The 15427-nt window shown below is 69.5% G+C and carries 14 protein-coding genes; 5 read left to right on the top strand and 9 right to left on the bottom strand.

All coding sequences use genetic code 11. The features are described 5' to 3' along the window. Positions 1-5 precede the first annotated feature (5 nt). The 3 genes from PWS46_RS18760 to PWS46_RS18750 are packed head-to-tail and all read right to left on the bottom strand — an operon-like array spanning position 6 to position 2646. Complete coding sequence (locus PWS46_RS18760; protein ID WP_434622926.1) at positions 6-713, bottom strand: chemotaxis protein CheW; 708 nt, start codon at positions 711-713, stop codon at positions 6-8. Continuing rightward, positions 710-2110 carry a CheR family methyltransferase gene (locus PWS46_RS18755; RefSeq protein WP_434622925.1) on the bottom strand — a complete coding sequence of 467 codons (1401 nt, stop codon included), beginning with the start codon at positions 2108-2110 and terminating at the stop codon, positions 710-712. Before PWS46_RS18755 ends, PWS46_RS18760 begins: the two co-directional genes overlap by 4 nt. Continuing rightward, positions 2107-2646 carry a chemotaxis protein CheW gene (locus tag PWS46_RS18750; RefSeq protein WP_434622924.1) on the bottom strand — a complete coding sequence of 180 codons (540 nt, stop codon included), beginning with the start codon at positions 2644-2646 and terminating at the stop codon, positions 2107-2109. The genes PWS46_RS18755 and PWS46_RS18750 overlap by 4 nt, the downstream gene beginning before the upstream one ends. 241 nt (positions 2647-2887) lie before the next feature. On the opposite strand from PWS46_RS18750, the gene PWS46_RS18745 reads away from it, so the two are divergent. Further along, a complete protein-coding gene (locus PWS46_RS18745; protein WP_434622923.1) occupies positions 2888-3352 on the top strand; it encodes a MaoC family dehydratase in 465 nt (154 codons plus the stop codon). A 34-nt stretch (positions 3353-3386) separates the two neighbouring features. On the opposite strand, the gene PWS46_RS18740 is transcribed toward PWS46_RS18745, so the two are convergent. Next, positions 3387-4319, bottom strand: a complete 933-nt coding sequence (locus PWS46_RS18740; protein WP_434622922.1) for a response regulator — start codon at positions 4317-4319, stop codon at positions 3387-3389. Continuing rightward, the gene (locus tag PWS46_RS18735) at positions 4316-7804 is read right to left on the bottom strand and encodes a hybrid sensor histidine kinase/response regulator (RefSeq protein WP_434622921.1); all 3489 of its coding nucleotides are present in this window, start codon (positions 7802-7804) and stop codon (positions 4316-4318) included. Before PWS46_RS18735 ends, PWS46_RS18740 begins: the two co-directional genes overlap by 4 nt. 149 nt (positions 7805-7953) lie before the next feature. Here PWS46_RS18735 and PWS46_RS18730 point away from each other — a divergent pair, with 149 nt between their 5' ends. Continuing rightward, a complete protein-coding gene (locus tag PWS46_RS18730; protein ID WP_434622920.1) occupies positions 7954-8343 on the top strand; it encodes a DUF1636 domain-containing protein in 390 nt (129 codons plus the stop codon). Positions 8344-8418: 75 nt separating this feature from the next. After that, positions 8419-8673, top strand: a complete 255-nt coding sequence (locus PWS46_RS18725) for a hypothetical protein (RefSeq protein ID WP_434622919.1) — start codon at positions 8419-8421, stop codon at positions 8671-8673. 20 nt (positions 8674-8693) lie between these two features. On the opposite strand, the gene PWS46_RS18720 is transcribed toward PWS46_RS18725, so the two are convergent. The 3 genes from PWS46_RS18720 to PWS46_RS18710 all read right to left on the bottom strand — a co-directional run bounded on the left by PWS46_RS18720 (position 8694) and on the right by PWS46_RS18710 (position 11404). Next, complete coding sequence (locus PWS46_RS18720) at positions 8694-9998, bottom strand: hemolysin family protein (protein ID WP_434622918.1); 1305 nt, start codon at positions 9996-9998, stop codon at positions 8694-8696. A 27-nt stretch (positions 9999-10025) separates the two neighbouring features. After that, positions 10026-10778: an exopolysaccharide biosynthesis protein gene (locus tag PWS46_RS18715; protein ID WP_434622917.1), complete on the bottom strand. Its 753-nt coding sequence runs from the start codon at positions 10776-10778 to the stop codon at positions 10026-10028. Between the two features lie 191 nt (positions 10779-10969). Continuing rightward, a complete protein-coding gene (locus tag PWS46_RS18710) occupies positions 10970-11404 on the bottom strand; it encodes a response regulator (protein WP_085083386.1) in 435 nt (144 codons plus the stop codon). A gap of 236 nt (positions 11405-11640) precedes the next feature. On the opposite strand from PWS46_RS18710, the gene PWS46_RS18705 reads away from it, so the two are divergent. Together PWS46_RS18705 and PWS46_RS18700 are read left to right on the top strand one after the other, a co-directional pair. Continuing rightward, the gene (locus PWS46_RS18705) at positions 11641-13779 is read left to right on the top strand and encodes an ATP-binding protein (protein WP_434622916.1); all 2139 of its coding nucleotides are present in this window, start codon (positions 11641-11643) and stop codon (positions 13777-13779) included. A gap of 34 nt (positions 13780-13813) precedes the next feature. Further along, complete coding sequence (locus PWS46_RS18700) at positions 13814-14422, top strand: transcriptional regulator (protein ID WP_109156451.1); 609 nt, start codon at positions 13814-13816, stop codon at positions 14420-14422. Between the two features lie 32 nt (positions 14423-14454). Here PWS46_RS18700 and PWS46_RS18695 read toward each other — a convergent pair whose 3' ends face one another. Then, positions 14455-14961 carry a helix-turn-helix domain-containing protein gene (locus PWS46_RS18695; protein ID WP_434622915.1) on the bottom strand — a complete coding sequence of 169 codons (507 nt, stop codon included), beginning with the start codon at positions 14959-14961 and terminating at the stop codon, positions 14455-14457. Positions 14962-15427 lie beyond the last annotated feature (466 nt).

Here is a 15427-nt window from a genome sequence, read left to right as displayed (position 1 = left end):
CTTGATCAGGTCTTCACGAGGTCGAGCAGTGCCGCCATGTCGAGGATCGCCATGCGGTCGGCGGCGATGGCCCTGACCAGCGGCCCGGCCTCCGCCGGAGCGGCGCTGCGCGGCGGCACGATGTCGGCGACCCGCTCCACCTCGTGCACGCGCAGGGCCGCCGGGCGGCCGGTGCCGGTGCGCAGCACGATGGCATAGCCGGACGGGTCGGTCCCGACATCGGCCCTGGCAAGAGCGGCGGATACACTGGCCGACGTTCCATTGCACAGCCGGTCGAGGTCGAACAGCCGCATCACCCGGCCGGCGACGGCGATCACCCCCAGCACGGCGGGCGGCGCCCCCGGCACGCGGGCCAGCCGCGGCATCGGCACGATATGGCCGAGATGGCGCAGTTCCAGCCCATAGAGCGTTTCGGCGCCGCGGGCGACCAGCATCGGAATGCCGGCGCTTTCCTCCCCGTGGAGTTGCGGGATTTCGGCCAGATCCTCCGCCCGGCGGGCCAGCACCGCGTCGGCCCAGGGGCCGCGCCCGGCGAAGGTCGCCTCCAGCTCGGCATTGCGGCGGGCCAGCTTCCTGTGCACATCGTCCCAGTCGATTGCCGCACGGGCGGCGGCGCGGTCGGGGGATGCGCTTTCGAGGGCGGCGATCAGCGGTGCGGCGCCCGCTCCCGCTCCATTGACCGCCCCTGTCCCGGCGAGCGTGTCGTCCATCATCCCTCCTCACCGGTCAGCCAGAGGTCCAGCATGCCGCGCAGCTCCTGCACGGTCAGGCCGCCGCCCTCCGCCACCGCCTCGTCGTCGGGACGGCTCTCCAGCGCTTCGCGCGCATTGCGGAAATGGCGCTGCGCCGGGACCAGCCGGCCGCGCCGCCAATAGGCCAGCGCCAGATGATAATCGGCCAGGACGAAGCGCGGGTCGAGATACAGCGCGCGCTTGAAGGCCGCCACCGGGTCGCCGACGCCCAGTTCCTCCTCCGCCAGACCGAGCTGGTAGTGGGCGCCGGGGTCGAGCCGGTTGGCCTCCACCCGGGCCAGACAGGCTTCCAGAACGGTTGACCGCTCGTTGGTCTCGGCGGTGTCCGGCGGGGTCGGCGCGGCGGGAGGCGTCGCGGCCGGTGTTGCTTTGCGCGCGCGGGGAGCGGGGCGGAGGGCGGGATCGGCTGCGGCGTCCGGCGCCCGGCCGGTAGCGCTGCGGGACTTGAGCAGGGGGGCCGGAGCCGCCGCTGCCGGGGCCGCCTGTTCGACCTGCTTGCGGTAGAGGGTGGCGCCGGGGACCGAGACCGGGATGAACAGCTCGTTCATCTGCGGACCCGCCTCGGCATGGCCGACCACCAGCCAGCCGCCGTCGGCCAGCGCCTTGTGCAGGTTGCCCAGCAGCCGGTGCCGCGTCGCCTCGTCGAAATAGATCATGACGTTGCGGCACAGGATGATGTCGAAATGCCCGATCCCGTGCGGATAGGAGGGAATCGACCCGTCCACCAGGTTGAAGGGCATGAAGCTGGTCCATTGCCGGAATTTCGGCTTGACCGACCACAGCTTGTCCTGGCGGTCGAAGCAGGCCTCCAGCGTTTCCGGCGACAGGCCGCGCACCGCCCAGTCGCCGTAGGCGCCGCGCCGCGCCTGTTCCAGGAAGGCGCCGTTGATGTCGGTGCCGACGATGTGGACCTGCCAGCCGTCCAGCTGGGAGGCGAAATGCTGCTTCAGCAGGATTTCGAGCGTGTAGGCCTCCGGCCCGATGGAGCAGCCGGCGCTCCAGATCCGCAGCAGGCGGCTCGACTGGTTGCGGCGCAGGCATTCGGGGATGGCGACGGCGCGCAGCGCGTCGAACTGCTCGATGTAGCGGAAGAAGAAGGTCTCCCCCACCGCCAGCTCGTTGATGAGGCCCTGGTACTCGGCGCCGGACGGCCCCTCCGCCTCCAGCGCGGCGAGATAGCCGCCGACCGTGGCGATGCTGCCGAAGGGCAACCGGCGGTTGATCCGCTCAGCGAAGGCGGCGTCCTTGTCGGCGTAATAGGCGAGCCCGGTGGCGTCGATCACCATCGACTTCAGGCGCGGGAAGTTCGGATCGCGGCGGATCGCCTCGATCCCGGCGGCGACGGCGTTCGGCATCATGCGGCACCATCCGCGGACGGCGCATCCGGTGTCGTGGGATCGGGGGATGCGGTTTGCCACTGCGCCAGCCGGCGCTCCGCCACCGCGCGGAAGGCGTCGAGCAGCCGGGCTTCCGCCTCGCTGAGCAGCCGGTCGGGGTCGAGCAGGGTCACGGTGCCGCCGCGGCCGGTGACCCGGTCGGGAAAAGCGCCGGCGGCGCAGCCGTTGAAGGTCAGCGACGGGTCGGAGTGGGTGCGCTCGGCGGGATCGACCAGGGTGTCGCCATGGACCCGGTCGGCCAGCAGCGCCGCCGGCCGGCCCTGCCAGGTGACGAGGAACAGCGGCGAATAGAGGTTCGGCTCCGCGATTTCGGCGCCCTCCGCGGCCAGATCCAGCAGCACGTCCAGGCGCAGGACCGGCACCACCTCACCCTGATAGCGGAACACGCCCTCGACCGGCAGCGGCGCCGTCGGCAGCCGGTCGAGACGCGGCAAGGGCAGGAAACGCCGCACGGACTCCACCGGCAGCGCCAGCGCCCGGCCGGCTACCGAAAACACGACGCAACGGAATGACGATGGCGTGGCGGTGGTTTGCGCGGGGTTTGGTGACATCCGTCCGTCGATGGTCTGGAATCCGACCGGGAACATGCCCCATCACGACCGGAATGCGAATTACGCCAATGGTTTACGCCGTAGGGCCTATGCCCCCGCCGCAACCGTCCCTGCCCTTTGCCGGATGGACCCGGCGGGCTACTCTCCTGCGGCAAGGATAAACCAAGACCTGGGGAGAATCGATACGATGACCGGCCGCTATTTCGAGGATTTCCGCATCGGCGACGTGATCTTGTCGGAAGGGGCGACCCTGACCGACAGCCAGATCATGGATTTCGCCCTGCGCTTCGACCCGCAGCCCTTCCACATGGACGCTGCGGCGGCGGCCGACGGGCCGTTCCAGGGGCTGATCGCCAGCGGCTTCCACACCCTGTCGCTGACCTTCCGGCTGATTCGCGACACCGGCATCATCACCGGCACCAGCCTGGGCGGGTCCGGCATGGACGAGCTGCGCTGGCTGCGGCCGGTGCGGCCCGGCGACACCATCCGCGCGCGGGTGGAGGTGGTGGAGACCATCCCGTCGCGCCGCGGCGGGCGCGGCACGGTGCGGCTGGCCTACACCACGCTGAACCAGCGCGGCGAGCCGGTGATGACCTGCATCATGAACCACATCATCGCCGGACGGGGCGGGCCGCAGACCGTCGAGGTCTGAACGCCGCCTGTCCGCCGCCGCCACTCCACCGCCTTCAGGCCCGCGCGGCCAGGGTGCGGATCGCCAGCGCGGCGGCGGAGGCGCGGTTCTCCACCCCCAGCTTGGCGAAGACCTGTTCCAGGTGCTTGTTCACCGTGCGCGGGCTGATGCCCAGGATCTCGCCGATGTCGCGGTTGGGCTTGCCGTTGGCGATCCACAGCAGAACCTCCGCCTCGCGCGCGGTCAGGCCGAGCGCGTCGCGCAGCACCGCCTCCTGCCGGCCGGCGGTCGGCTCGCTGAGACGGAACAGAAATTCGTCAGGGTTGGCCGGGCTGAGATAGGTGAACTCCAGCCGCCGCACCCCCTCGCCGTCCGGCAGGTCCAGCGTGAAGCTCTCCGCCGAGGCGCCGGGGGACGAGGGCCGGCGCAGCCGGACCAGACCGGCGGCCAGGGCGGATGCCGCTTCGGGGCGCACGCCGTCGGGGCCGGGCAGCAGGCCGCAGAGCAGCCGCTCCGCCTGCGGGGTGCACCACAGCAGCCTGCCCTCCCCATCGGTCGCCAGCAGGAAGCGGCCGGTAGCGTCGAGCGCGGCGCGGGCGCCGTAGGCGACGCGGGCGTTGGTCAGATGGACGCGGATGCGGGCGATCAGCTCGTCCACCACGATCGGCTTGGTGACGTAGTCGACGCCGCCGGCCTCCAGCCCCTTCACCACATGCTCGGTGTCGCTGAGGCCGGTCATGAAGATGACGGGGATGTGCGACAGGTGGGGGATCTGCTTCAGCCGCCGGCAGGTCTCGAAGCCGTCGAGACCGGGCATCACCGCGTCCATCAGGATCAGGTCCGGGGTGATCTGGCCGACGAGGTCCAGCGCACTCTCGCCGTCGACGGCGACCAGCACGGTCAGGTCGGCCTGCTCGATGGCCTCCGTCAGGAATCCCAGCGTGTCGGGGGTGTCGTCCACCACCAGGATCATGTCGCGGCGCTTCATCCCGTCACGGCCCCGTCTTCTTCCAGATCATCTTCCGCCCGATCATTGTCGCTCCGCGCCGCGTCGCGCTGCGCCGCCGCCTCTTCCACCGCACGCATATAGCCTTTCAGGTCGAAGGCGCGCACCAGCGTTCGCAGCCGCTCGACGAAAGGCAGGGTGGCGGCATCCTCCGCCTCGATCTCGCGCAGCTTGGCCTCGATCCCGCGAATATAGCCGATCCGGCCAAGCTGGCGCAGGTCGTCGAGATGACGCAGCGCCGACTCCGGCAATTGGTTGGACAGCGTTTGATTGGACGGCGTTTGATTGGACGGCTCCGGCGTTTGATCGGCCGGCGCGGGCGGCGGGGCAAGCGGTTCCGCAGGCTTTTCCACCGCATGGATCCATTCCAGGCCGGTCAGCGCCTGCAGGCGGTCGAGCAGCGCGTGGATTTCGATGGGCTTGGCGACGAAGGCGTCGTGCGGCGCCCGGCCGTCGCCCGGCCCCTGCGCCTCGTAGGCGTTGGCGGAGACCATGATGATGCGGATGCGGTCGGCGAACTGCCGGCGCAGTTCCTCCGCCACGTCCCAGCCGCTCTCGCCGGGCATCGAGATGTCGAGCATGGCGACGTCGGGCTTGCACTGCGCCGCCAGCTCAAGGCAGGTGGCGGCGTCCGACGCGATGAACAGCACGAATCCAAGCGGGCGCAGGATGTCGGTCATCAGCGCCAGATGGTCGCGGTCGTCGTCGGCCAGCAGGATGGTGATCTGCGGCCCGGCATAGCCGGTGATGGCGCGGCGCTCCACCTGCTCGCCCGGCCGGTGCATGGCCTCCGACAGCAGCAGGCGGACGGTGAAGACGCTGCCCCGCCCGGCTTCGCTGCGCAGCGCGATGTCGCCGCCCATGATGCGGGTCAGCACCCGCGTGATGGTCAGGCCGAGGCCGGTGCCGGCCACCGCCCGCACCGCCGCCCCCCGCCCGCGCTCGAACGGTTCGAAGACGCGGTCGAGATCCTCGGCCCGGATGCCGATGCCGCTGTCGGCGATCTCGAACTCGGCGATCTGGCTGCGGTAGCGCACCGTCAGGGCGACATGGCCGCTCTCGGTGTATTTCACCGCGTTGGACAGCAGGTTGATCAGGATCTGGCGCAGGATCTTGCTGTCGGTGTGGACCCAGACCGGCAGATGCGGCACGCGGGCATAGCGGAACTCCAGCCCCTTGGCCGATGCCTGGATGCGGAACATGTCGGCCAGCTGGTCGAGGAAGTCGATCAGTTGCACCTTGTCGCGGCTGAGCCGGCGCAGTCCCGATTCGATCTTGGAGATGTCGAGCAGCCCGTCGATCAGGTTCGACAGATGCTCCGCGCTGCGGCGGATGACGCGGACGGCGTCCTGCGGGCGCTGGGTGCTGTTGCTTTCCAGAAGCTGGGCATAGCCGGAGATGGCGTTCAAGGGCGCGCGGATTTCGTGGCTGACGCCGATGATGTAGCGGCTCTTGGCGGCATTGGCGGCCTCCGCCACCTCCTTGGCCTTCTGGAGCGCGGCGTCGGTACGTTCGTGGGCGGCGATCTCGTCCATCAGCATGGCGGTCTGGCGGCCGGTCTCCTCCTCCGCCTTGCGGCGGCTTTCATGGGCCAGCACCAGGAGCCAGGCGGCGACGCCGGACAGGATGAACAGGCAGACGAAGACGGTGACCAGCGCGGCGTGGATCGCCGCCCGTTCCGCCGCCTCGGCATTGGCATATTGGAAGTCGATGACCAGCAGCACCCCGCCCAGCACCAGCGAGAACAGCGTCATCACCCCGATGAAATGGCCGGTGCGGGTGTGGACCCCGGCGGCCATGCGTTTGGGCAGCACGCGTTGCAGGGCGCGGGCGATCTGGTCGGCGAAGCGGCTGTCGGTCTTGCACAGATCGTGGCAGCGCGCCTCCAGCGTGCAGCAGAGCGAGCAGATCGGCGCGTCGTAGGCCGGGCAGAAGGCCATGTCCGGCCGTTCGAAATGGTTCTCGCAGATCGAGCAACGGACGGTCGCGCCCTCGCCGGGCAGGGGATCGGACTTGCGGGCGAGGTAATAGCGGCCTCCGGTCCTCCAGGCGATCAGCGGCGCGGCGGCGAAGGCGACGACCAGCCCGATGAAGGGGGCCAGCGCCTGGGCCACCGGGCCGAGAAGCCCGAAGAAGGCGGTGGTGGAGCAGAGGACCGACAGCCCCATGGCGCCGGTGCCGACCGGGTTGATGTCGTAGAGATGGGCGCGCTTGAACTCGATTCCCGGCGGGCTGAAGCCCAGCGGCTTGTTGACGGCCAGATCGGCGGCGACCGCCCCCAGCCAGCCGACCGCGACGTTGGCGTAGAGGCCGAGGATGCTCTCGATCACGCCGAGGATGCCGATCTCCATCAGCAGCAGGGCCAGCAGCACGTTGAACACCAGCCAGACGACGCGGCCGGGGTGGCTGCGGGTCAGGCGGGAGAAGAAGTTCGACCAGGCGATGGAGCCGGCATAGGCGTTGGTGACGTTGATCTTCATCTGGCAGACGACGACGAAGATGCCGGTCAGCGCCAATGCCGCGATGGGCGAGCCGAACACGTCGAGGAAGGCCATGTGGTACATGCCGTTGGGCTGCACCGCGTCCTCCACCGCCAGCCCGTGCTTGATGGCGAGGAAGGCCAGCAGCGACCCTGCCGCCAGCTTCAGGCTGCCGATCACCACCCAGCCCGGCCCGCCGGCCAGCATCGCCGTCCACCAGCGCACCCTGCCGATGCGGGACTGCGCGGGCAGGAAGCGCAGATAGTCGACCTGCTCGCCGATCTGTGGCAGCAGCGACAGCAGGACGGAAGCCGCCATGCCGAAGGGCAGCAGCGACAGCCCGCCGTCAGGGGCGTAGACGCCGGGCAGCGAGGTCCATTGCGCCAGGGTTTCACGGTCGAGCAGGAAGAAATAGGCCAGCGGCACGCATTGCAGCAGGATCCACACCGGCTGCGTCGCCCATTGCATGCGGCTGATGAAGCGGATGCCGTAGACGGCGATGGGGATCACCGCCAGCGAGCTGATGACATGGGCGAGCGAGGCCGGGATGCCCAGCACCATGGTCAGCCCGGCCGACATGATGCTGGCCTCGATCGAGAACAGGATGAAGGTGAAGGAGGCGTAGACCAGCGAGGTGATGGTGGATCCGAGATAGCCGAATCCCGCCCCGCGGGCCAGCAGGTCGATGTCCACCCCGGCCTTGGCCGCATGGTAGGTGATCGGCAACCCGACCAGGATGCTGAGGACCGCCACCGCCAGGATGGCGGCCATGGCGTTCTCGAAGCCGTAGGTCAGGGTGACGGCGGCGCCCAGCGCCTCGCAGGCCAGGAAGGAGATGGCACCGAGCGCGGTGTTGGCGACCCGCCATGCGCTCCACCGCCGCGCCCGCTCCGCCGTGTAGCGGAGCGCGTAGTCCTCCAGCGTCTGGTCGGCGGCGAGCTGGTTGTATTGCCGGCGTTCACGGACGATCCGTTGCCTCGCGCTCATGCCCGTCCGCCGTTCCCGCCCGTCGCCTGTGATGGTCCGCATCGTCGGGAGTTTCGCGGGGCTTGGCAAGGTGCAAGCGCGTTGACAGCGCCCGACCCTGCCTCTAGCTGTCGAACCCCACGACCCGGAAAATCTCTGAAAGCCCAAGCATGACCGTCGAGCTTGTCGTTTGCGAAACCTGCCGCCGGCCGGAGGACCCGCCCGAGGCCGTCCGGCCGGGCGCGGAGTTGGTGGCGCTGATGGGGCGGGCGCTGGCCGAGGCGCCCGATCTGGCCGAACAGGTGCGGCTGCGGCCGATGCGCTGCCTGATGAGCTGCCGGCGCCCCTGCGCCGTCGCCGTGCGCTCCGCAGCAAGGATGAGCTATGTGCTGGGCGACTTCGCCCCGGACGAGATGACGGTGGAGACGCTGACCGCCTACCTGCGCGCCTATGCCGCCACCGGGGACGGGATCGTTCCGTTCAAGCAATGGCCACAGGGGGTCAAGGGTCGTTTCGTTTCCCGACTCCCGCCGCTGGAGGGGCCGGACGGACAGGTTTGACAGGCGCGGGCCGCGGCCCAATTATTGTTGGCAAGACCAACGATATTCGCCCTTACGGGCGGGGAGGAGCGCCCGATGAAGGTCGACCCCGAGGTCCTGAACTGCGCCACCGGCCTGCTGCACATGGCGCGCGAGGCTGAACGCTCCAACGGCTGGGAAGCCGGCGACCTGTTGCGCACCACGCTGCGCCTGCTGGTGGTCGCCGGCGCCGACGGCCATGGCTGGGACGCCGACGATCTGTCGGAGGAAGTCCGCGATCTGGTCGAGGCTGTGCGGACGACGAACGAGGACGATGGGGAGTTCGAAGTCGGAGAGATGGTGGTGCATTGAGGGGGCGTTGAACTTCCGCCCTACCCCTCCGAAACCTCCGGGTTCAGCTGGATCAGCACCTTGTCGATGCGGCGGCCGTCCATGTCGACGACCTCGAAACGGATGCCGTTCCAGTGGAAATGCTCCGCCGCGGTCGGAACGTGGCCGAAATGATCGAGCAGGAAGCCGGCGATGGTGTGGAAATCGCCCTCCCCCTTCATGTTCTTCACGCCGACCAGCGCCTCGACCTCCTCGACCGGGGTCATGCCGTCGACCAGCCAGCTGCCGTCCTCGCGCTGGACGGCGGAGGAGTCGCCCTCCTGGGTGCTGTCGGGCAGTTCGCCGGCGATCGCCTCCAGGATGTCGGTCATGGTGACCAGACCCTCGACGCTGCCGTACTCGTCCACCACCACCGCCATGTGGACGCTGGCCTGCTTGAACAGGTCGAGCAGGCGGAAGACCGGCGTGCCGTCATGGACGACCAGCGGCTGGACCATCGCCGCCCGCACGTCGAAGGCGATCCCCTTCAGCGACTGGTCGAGCAGCGCCTTGGCGGCGACGATGCCCTGAACCTCGTCGACATCGCCGCGGCAGACCGGGAAGCGGGAATAGCCGCTTTCGCAGATCTCGCGGCCGATGGCGTCGGGGCTGTCGTCGATGTCGAGCCAGATCAGGTCGGGGCGCGGCGTCATGATCGACCGCACCGTGCGGTCGGACAGATGCATCACGCCCTCGATCATCTGGCGCTCGGCCGGCTCGAAGACGCCGCTCTGGGTGCCTTCGGCGATCAGGGTCTTGACCTCCTCCTCCGTCACCGTCTGCTCGCGCGAGGTCGGCAGGCGTAGCAGCTTCAGCACCGCGTCGCTCGACACGCCGAGCAGCCAGACCACCGGCGCCGACAGGCGCGACACCGTCCGCATCGGTGCGGCGACCAGGACGGCGATCCGCTCCGACGAGATCAGGGCGACGCGCTTGGGCACCAGCTCGCCGATGATGAGGGAGAAATAGGTGATGGCGGCGACCACCAGGGCGAACGCGACGGTGTGGCCGTAGGGGGCGATCCAGGCCACCTGCTCGTCCAGCACGCCGCCCAGCCGTTCGGCCAGGGTGGAGCCGCCATAGGCGCCGGCGATGATGCCGGTCAGGCTGATGCCGACCTGCACGGTGGACAGGAAGCGGCTCGGGTCCTCCGACAGCTCCAGCGCGGCGCGGGCGCCGGCGCCGCCCTTCTCCTCGGCCATCTGCTGAAGCCGGCCGCGGCGGGCCGACACCAGCGCCATCTCCGACATCGCGAAGAAGGCGTTGAGCAGGATCAGCAAAACGATGACCAACAGTTCCCAGATCATGGCTTTATGCCCTTTGCGGGCGCTCCCTCAACCGATCAGTTGTTGCGCCACGGCGATCGCCGCCTGCCCGAGACCGAGCAGGACGGCGGCGACGATGGCGATGGACAGAAGGCCGGCGATCAGGCCGGCCGTGACGAAGGCACCGTCGGATTCCATCAGCCCCAGCGCGATCAGCGCGATGGCGAAGGCGGGGGGCTGGTTTCCGAAGACGATGGGAAGGGACAGGATGCCGGCCAGAACCACCACCGCCAGCCCCAGCAGCCGTTCGGCGGCGGGACCGGCCAGCGCCGGCATGCGGGGCCGCAGATGCCGCTCCACCCGCTCCGCCCACGGCTTGGCCCGGCGGATCACGCCCAGGAAGGATTGGCGGTCGAAGCTGGCCGCCAGCATGCGGCGCGGCAGCCAGGGGCCGTGCCGGCCCAGCGCCATCTGGGCGCCGAGCAGGATCATCGGCACGCCGGTGGCGGTCGACAGGCCGGGAACCGGCAGCACGTTGGGTATGGAGAGGATCAGCAGCAGCGCGCCGAAGGCACGGTCGCCCAGCGCGTCCATAATCTCGCCCAGCGAGATTCGAGAAGGCGTCTCGCCCAGCGAGATGCGGGAGGGGACGGCCGGATCGCTGGAAAGGGGATCGCCGGTGGCGGCCCCGGTGGCAGTGGTGGCGCCGCGCGTCAGGAAGTCGTCCAGCAGGTCCGAAATGCGCGCACAGCTCCCTACCGCACTGGGATTGGGTGCGTCGTACGACCTGGGGGACGACCCGGGAGGTCGGTCTTTGCTCACGGCTCTCCCCGATGCCGGAAACGGGATCGGAGCGGGCCGGGCGAAGGATGGCAGGAAACCATGGACCTTTCGCGTCGCGGCGGCAATGACGTCCCTTCTACAGGAAGGGCGGCCAAAGCGCCAGCGCCGGTTGAGGCGCGGCGGGAATCGGACGGAAGAGCGTCCCCTGCCGCCCCCATCCCACGTCAGGGCTATTGCCGCTTCTGCATGACGAAGGTCAGGCGCTTGGTCAGGTCGGCCTTCGACACCGGCTTCACCAGATAGCCGGAGATGCCGTAGGCGATGGCGCGCTTCACCACGTCCGCCTCGCGGTGGCCGGTCAGCACCAGCACCGGCAGGTCGGCCAGCGGGTTGCCGGTGGCGGTGCGCAGGGCGTGCAGCAGGTCCAGCCCGGTCATGCGCGGCATCTCGAGATCGCAGATCGCCACGTCGACGTCCTCGCCGTTCTTGCGCAGGATGTCGAGCGCCTGGACGCCGTCCGCCGCCTCGAACACCGTCCGCAGCCCGATGTCGTGCAGCAGCCGGTAGATCAGCTTGCGGGTGAAATCGTCGTCCTCGACCAGAAGCACACCGAGATCCTGTATCGTCCGGACCTGGCGGGTCCGTCCGCCTGCCTCCACCACCATGACGCTCTCCGCTCCGCCTGTTTTCACCCGGACGCTGCCAATGCTGCCGGACGACACAGTTTTCTGGAAGTATTGTTGCGCAGTCGTTAACGGAATCATCATTGCGGGGCCGGCGACACATGGATCCCGCCGCCGGGGAATGGCAATCGGAGACGCAACGTCCTATCCTTGGCATTCGCCACAACGCCGGCCCTTCCGATCCAACCCCATTCGAACCGATCAGGACCGCTCCCCCCGTGACCCCGCCGCCCGCATCCCCCCTGTCCCCCTTCGGCAGCTCGCCCGACGCGGCGATGCTTGCCGCCGTGGTGGAGGCCGGCGGCGGCGGCATCGCCGTGTCCGACGCCACCCTCCCCGATCATCCGATCATCTATTGCAACCGCGCCTTCCTCGACATGATCGGCTATACGGTCGAGGAGGTGATCGGCCAGGACGGCAGCTTCCTGCAGGGGCCGGGCACCGATCCGGAAACGGCGGCGGCGATCCGCGCCGCGCTGGCCGAGGCGCGGCCGTTGTCGGTGGAGGTGCTGAATTACCGCAAGGACGGCACCGCCTTCTGGAACGCGCTGAACCTGCGGCCGGTGCCGGGGCCGGACGGAAACACGCGCTGGATCGCCGGCTCCTGCGCCGACGTCACCCACAGCCGCCGGTCGCAGGAGGAGCTGCGCGCCGCCGAGGACAAGCTGACCAAGCTGGCGGCCGAGACCTTCGCGCTCGCCGAAAAGCTGGACGGCGCGCGGGAGGAGGCGGAGGCCGCCCGCATCGCGGCGGAGAACGCCAGCCGCGCCAAGTCGCGATTCCTGGCGATGATGAGCCACGAGCTGCGCACGCCGATGACCGCGGTGATCGGCATGGGCGACCTGCTGATGGGCAGCGGGCTGAACGACCAGCAGAAGGCCTTCGTCAAGACGCTGCGCTCGTCGGCCGACACGCTGATGACGATCCTGAACGACGTGCTCGACTTCTCCAAGATCGAGGCGGGGCAGCTGACCTTGGAAGAGATCGACTTCTCGCTGCCCCGGCTGGTGGAGGACGTGGTCCAGCTGTTCCTGGTGCGGGCGGCGGCCAAGGGGCTGAGCCTGTCGGCCTCCATCGCCGAGGACACGCCGCGCCACGTCCGCGGCGACCCGACCCGGCTGCGGCAGGTGCTGTTCAACCTGGTGTCGAACGCCATCAAGTTCACCGACCGCGGCGCCATCGAGATCGCGGTGTGGTCGCCGGATCCGCCCGCCGCCCCGGCCGCGTCGGATGCCGCCGTCACCCTGCGGTTCGAGGTGCAGGACAACGGCATCGGCATGACGGCGGAGCAGCGCGCCCGTCTGTTCGAGGCCTTCGTCCAGGCCGACGTGTCGACCAGCCGCAAATATGGCGGCACCGGCCTGGGGCTGGCGATCTGCAAGCGGCTGGTCGAGGCGATGGGCGGCGAGATCACCGTGTCCAGCATGCCCGGCCGCGGCTCCACCTTCCGATTCTCGATCCGCAGCCGGCTGGCGGAGGCGCAGCCGGCCGCCGACCTCGGGTCCCGGCCGGCGCTGTCGGCGGCTGACCTGCCGGAGCCGACGCGGGTGCCGCTGCGGCTGCTGCTGGCCGAGGACAACGACATCAACCGCATGCTGATCGTCGCCATGATGACCCGCATCGGCCACCAGATCGACGCGGTGGCCGACGGGCGGGCGGCGCTGGCCGCGGTCACGGCGGCCGAGTACGACGCGCTGATCCTGGACATGGAGATGCCGGTGCTGGACGGCCGGTCGACGGCACGGGCGATCCGCCGGATGGATGGGCCGGTGGCGCGCATCCCCATCGTCGGGCTGTCCGCCGACGCCCTGCCGGAACATCGCGACGGCCATCTGGCCGCAGGGCTGGACGCCTATCTGACCAAGCCGATCGACTGGGACCAGCTGAACGCCGTGCTGATCGATCTGGCGACCCGCCCGCAGGACGGGCGCGTGGTGCCGATGCCCAGCCGCCCGCCGGCGGAGGGCGGGCAGTTCTCGGCATTGCCGCTGGTCGACCGGGTGAAGCTGGCGGAGCTGCGGCTGGCGCTGGGCGGCGAGGCGCTGGACGGCATGCTGCAGCTGCTGCCGGAGACGGCGCTGCGCGAGCTGACGGCGATCCGCTCCGCCCTGCAGGCCGGCCGGCCGAAGGAGCTGAAGCAGGCGGCCCACACGCTGGCCGGGCTGGCCGCCAATTTCGGCACCCCGCGCATGGCCGCCATCGCCCGCGCCATCAACGACAGCCCGGCCGACACGGAGAAGGTCGCCGCGTTGCTGCCCCTGCTGGAAACCACCGTCGCCGCCACCAGCAGCCTGGTGCGCGAACCGGCGGGAAGTATCTCTTCTCCCCCCGGGGAGAGGGAGATTACGCGCGGTTGAGCGGCGCGGGACCGATCTGCTAGAGACTCGGGGCATGAAGAAAGCAGCGCCGAAGCGGCGCGGCGGGTCGCCGCGCGTCACCCATCCCGACCAGTTCGATCTGCTCGACGTGCCCGAGCCGACGGCGGTGATGATCACCTACTCGGGCCGCACCGTCGATCTGGAGCGGCCGGATTTCGGCCCCTTCGACATCGAGGACATCGCCCGGCCGCTGGCCTACCAGTGCCGCTTCGTCGGCAACACCCAGCGCTTCTTCAGCGTGGCGCAGCACTGCGTCCTGGCCAGCCGGCTGGCGCCGCAGGGCTATGCCTACGACGCGCTGATGCATGATTGCGAGGAGGCCTTCACCGGCGACTGGCCGACGCCGTGGAAGGTACGGATCGGCCGCGACGCCATCCGGCAGGCGGTGGAGCCGATCAAGAGCGCGCTGGCCCTGCGCTTCGGCTTCCGCCATCCGGAGCCGAAGGCGGTCAAGCTGGCCGACCAGCGGGCGTTGGCGACCGAGCTGCGCGACCTCTGCGCGCCGCACCGCGTCAACTGGCGCGACCTGCCCGACCCGGACGAGGCCGCCATCGTGCCGCTCGGCCCGGAAGAGGCGCTGGCCGATTTCCTGGAGCATTACCGGCGGCTGAAGCCGGCCTGACACTGCCTGCGTGAGTCCAACCGGTCGGGATATCAGGCGTGGCCGCCCTGTTCCGCACGGCGGCCACGGCCGCGCTTGGGCGCCGGTGCGGCACCCGACACGGCGGTCCCGTCGGCCTGCTGCTCGGCGCAGCGCTCGGCAAGCTCGCGGATGGCGGCGCGGATCTGCGGATCGCGGATGCTCTGGAAATAGCGCGCCAGCATCAGCGCCTCGCGCGATTGCAGCGTGTTCTCCTGCTCCTCGCCGCCGCCGGCCGCCGGCATCTCGCCGCCTTCGGCCGCCTGCTGTCGGTTCTCCAGCCCTTCGAAGAAGACGGAAACCGGCACGCGGAAGAACTGGCCCAGCTTGAACAGGCGGCTGGAGGACACGCGGTTGAAGCCGCGCTCGTACTTCTGCAATTGCTGGAAGGTCAGACCCAACGCCGCGGCGACGTCGCTCTGGCTGAGGCCGGCGAGCATGCGCAGCTCCCGCAGGCGCTGGCCGACGAACACATCGACCTCGTTCAGGCCTTCCTTCTTTTCGCGCCCACGCCGTTTCATGGCTCTTCCCCCTTCGATCCTGTACTGGTTCCCGGCAGCCGATTCTGCGGAGTGACGTCGCCGGGAAAGACGAATCGGCCGAATGCGGGGATGGAATGCAACTCAGCTATGACCGAGACCTGCCGATGTCAACCGCGGCTCGACCAGATACCTCTTTTGGACAGTGAATTGTTCGCGAAAACCGGCCGGTTGGTCATAGGACCGCACTCTTTTCGCGCATCGGGCGGTATCCTCCTACCCCCAGTCGCGCCGGCCGGCCGGCACCGCTCACGCCCCGGCCAAGCTGCGGCATTGTGACCCAAGGTTGCAGCGACAACCGTGGCGCAGCCGCCGCAGGGCTGCAACATTTGCGGGGCACTAGGCATAATTTGCCGGGCGCCCGGCAAAAACTGCCGCCGATTAACCCTCTCTTCATCAAGACACCGCAGCATGCCCCGACATAGGCATGCCCGGCGCGGAACTTGCA

This window comes from Azospirillum sp. B2RO_4 (genome assembly GCF_051124815.1).
Lineage (GTDB): Bacteria > Pseudomonadota > Alphaproteobacteria > Azospirillales > Azospirillaceae > Azospirillum.
Note: the sequence above shows the minus strand (reverse complement) of the source record. Positions and strands in the feature narration are given on the sequence as shown.